Consider the following 3,040-nt stretch of genomic DNA (forward strand, 5'->3'; position numbering starts at 1 on the left):
GCCCCGGCGGCCTGCTGCATCACACGCGCCTGCAGCGGTGGCACCGTCGCGAATCCGATCGCCCCGAAGGCGGCCAGGGCGATCGCGGTCACCGAGTCCAGGCCGTACTCGGCCAGCGGCACGGCCGGGTCGAGCCCGGAGGGAGGGACCTTCACGTGCGGGGAGACGACGGCGGTGAGCCGGTCCAGCAACCGCTCCGTCGAGGTCGCGTCGGACGGCCGTCGGGCGCCGGTGGCGGTCATGCCTCCTCCCCGGCGTCCCCGCGGGCGAGGTACCGCTCCCGCATGAGCGAGCGCTGGATCTTGCCGCTGCTGGTGCGCGGGACGCCGCCGGGCGGCACCAGCACGACGTCCGCGGCGGACACCCCGAACTCCCGCGCGATCGTCGTCTTCATGGCGACGGCGAGCGCGGCCAGCCGCCCCGGGTCCGTCTCGCGGACCTCGTGGGCGACGACCAGCTCGTCCGGTCCCGGCTCGCCCTCGGTGATCCCGCCGGCCGGCACGCAGAAGGCCGCGCCCACGTTGCCCAGCTCGGGGTGGTGTGCCCGCAGCTCGTGCTCGATGTCCTGCGGGTAGAGGTTGCGGCCCCGCACGATCAGCACCTCCTTGAGCCGCCCGATGACGTACAGCTCGCCGTCGTGGTGCACGCCGAGGTCCCCGGTCCGCAGGAACTCGGTCGGGTCGCCCGGACTGGTGGCGCGGAAGACGCGGGCGGTCTCCGCCTCCTTGAGCCAGTAACCGCCCGCGACGCTGTCGCCGCGCAGCCAGATCTCGCCCACCCGGTTCGGCGAGAGCGGCGCGCCGGTGTCGGGGTCGACCACGCGCACCTCGGTCGCGGAGACCGGGGCGCCGCAGCTGACCACGGACCGCGCGGGCGCGCCGGGCCGGGCGGCGGTGAACTCGCCCTGGCCCAGGGCCACGTCGTCCACGCGGGCGACCTGCGGCGCTCGGCCGGTGGTCGCCGAGGTGAACACCGTCGACTCGGCCAGGCCGTAGAGCGGGACGAACGACCGCTCGCGGAAGCCGGCGGCGGCGAAGCGCTTGGCGAAGTCGGTCATGGTGGCCATGCGCACCGGCTCGGAGGCGTTGATCGCGTACTCCCAGCCGGACAGGTCCAGTTCGGCAACCCGCTCCGGGTCCACGCGGCGCACGCACAGGTCGTAGGCGAAGTTCGGCGCCGCCGAGCAGGTGATGCCGTAGCGGCCGATGGCGTCGAGCCAGGACCACGGGTCCCGGACGAACGCGGGCGGGGTCATCAGCACGTCCGCGGTCCCCGCCAGCAGGGCCGGGACGAGCTGCATGATCAGGCCCATGTCGTGGAACATGGGTATCCAGCCGCCGAAGCGCGGCGGGGTGCTCCAGCCCAGCGCGGCGCCGAACGCGCGCGCGTTCGCCACCAGGTGGCCGTGGCGCACCACGACGCCCTTGGGCGAGCCGGTCGAGCCGGACGTGTACTGGAGCAGCGCCAGGGAGCCCTCGTCCGTGCGCACCGGCCGCCAGTCCGCGGGGTCCGCGTAGTCGCGGGCGTCCGTGACGGTGATGTCCACTTCGGACAGGCGCAGCTCGGCGACCCAGTCGCGCACCGCCCGGGAGCTCTCCGAGTCGGTCAGCGCGAGGCGGACCCCGGCGTCGGCCACCACGGACCCGGCCCGGCGGCGTTGGACCTGCGAGCCCCCGGGCGGGGGGACGACCACCGCGGCGACGCCGGCGTAGAGGCAGCCGAGGAACGCCGCGACGAAGTGCCGGTTGACCGGGTACAACAGCATCACCCGGTCGCCGGGCGCGCACCGCTCGCGCAGGTGGGCCGCGACGGTGGCCGCCCGCTGGTGCAGGTCTCCGTAAGTCCACGAGGCGGACGGCCCGTCGGGGCCGCTGCCGAGCACGTCCACCACGGCGAGGGCATCGGGGGTGCGCTCGACGTGCCCGAGCACCACCTCCGCCACCCCGGCGCCTCCCCTGATCCACTCGCGCACCCGCGCACCGCCTTCCACCCGGAACCAGAGTTTCCGAGCTTAGGCGGAAAACCCAACCGGAAAAGTGACGGCACAGACCTTTCGAGGAGGGCTTAACAAGCCTCGAAAACACCGAACTCGCAGCTCAAGGTCAATACGGCAAAGACTGCGACACCATTCGCGCGGACATTAAGCCGTCGCTGAACATCCGCCATCGCGCTTGACCGCCCCAATGCCACGACCGGACAGTGGCACCCATGTCCAGCCCACCGCAGGACTTGGCCCGGTTGGTCAGCCGGGAGAGCAGACCGGATCCGTACCCGGTGCTGCGACGCCTGCGGGAAGCGGGTCCGTTCACCACCGGTGACGGTGTCGTCCCCGTCAGCGGCTACCACGACTGCAGGGCGCTGCTGCGTCACCCGGCCATGAGCAGCGAGCGCGAGCGCGCCCGCCAGTCCCCCACGCGCCGCGGCCCGCGCACGCGCAACTTCCTGCACCTGGACCCGCCGGACCACACCCGGCTGCGCGGGCTGGTCGCCAAGGCGTTCTCCCCCAGGGTGGTGCAGGCCCTGCGGCCGCGGATCAGGGAACTGGCCCACGGCCTGCTCGACGAGGCCGCCGATCGCGGCAGCCTCGACGTGGTGGCCGACTTCGCGCACCCGCTGCCGGTGCGGGTGATCTGCGAGCTGCTGGGCGTGCCCTACGCCGACCGCCGCGACTTCCTCCGGTGGTCGGCCCACCTGTCCACCGCGCTGGAACCGCCGCTGCCCGGCCTGCGCACGCCCGAGGTCGGCGCGGAGGCGGCCCGAGCGCGGGCGGCGTTCGTGGCCTACTTCCGCGACCTGCTGCTCCGGCGCCGCGACGACCCGGGCGACGACCTGGTGTCCGGCCTGCTGCGGGTGGAGCAGGAGAGCGACCGCCTCAGCGAGAGCGAGCTGCTGGCCACCTGCGTGATGCTGGTCAACGCGGGCCACGAGACGACCGTCAACCTGATCGCCAACGGTGTCCTGGCCCTGCTGCGCCACCCCGCGCAGCTGGCCGAGGTGCGCGGCGACCCGGCGCTGGCTTGGGCCGCGGTGGAGGAGGTGC

The 3,040-nt window shown here is 73.8% G+C and carries 3 protein-coding genes; 1 reads left to right on the forward strand and 2 read right to left on the reverse strand.

Going from position 1 to position 3,040, the window contains the following annotated elements:
* A partial coding sequence (locus ACFV4N_RS42000; protein ID WP_499678274.1) for an acyl carrier protein occupies positions 1-242 on the reverse strand: 242 nt, incomplete at its 3' end.
* On the reverse strand, positions 239-1,972 hold the full coding sequence (locus ACFV4N_RS42005) for a fatty acyl-AMP ligase (RefSeq protein ID WP_499678275.1): 1,734 nt from the start codon (positions 1,970-1,972) through the stop codon (positions 239-241). The genes ACFV4N_RS42005 and ACFV4N_RS42000, both read right to left, overlap by 4 nt.
* Positions 1,973-2,208: 236 nt before the next feature.
* On the opposite strand from ACFV4N_RS42005, the gene ACFV4N_RS42010 reads away from it, so the two are divergent.
* Positions 2,209-3,040, forward strand: an 832-nt coding sequence (locus ACFV4N_RS42010) for a cytochrome P450 (protein WP_499678276.1), incomplete at its 3' end; no start/stop codon positions are given.

Origin of the sequence: Actinosynnema sp. NPDC059797 (assembly GCF_042732085.1) — a bacterium.
GTDB lineage: Bacteria > Actinomycetota > Actinomycetes > Mycobacteriales > Pseudonocardiaceae > Actinosynnema.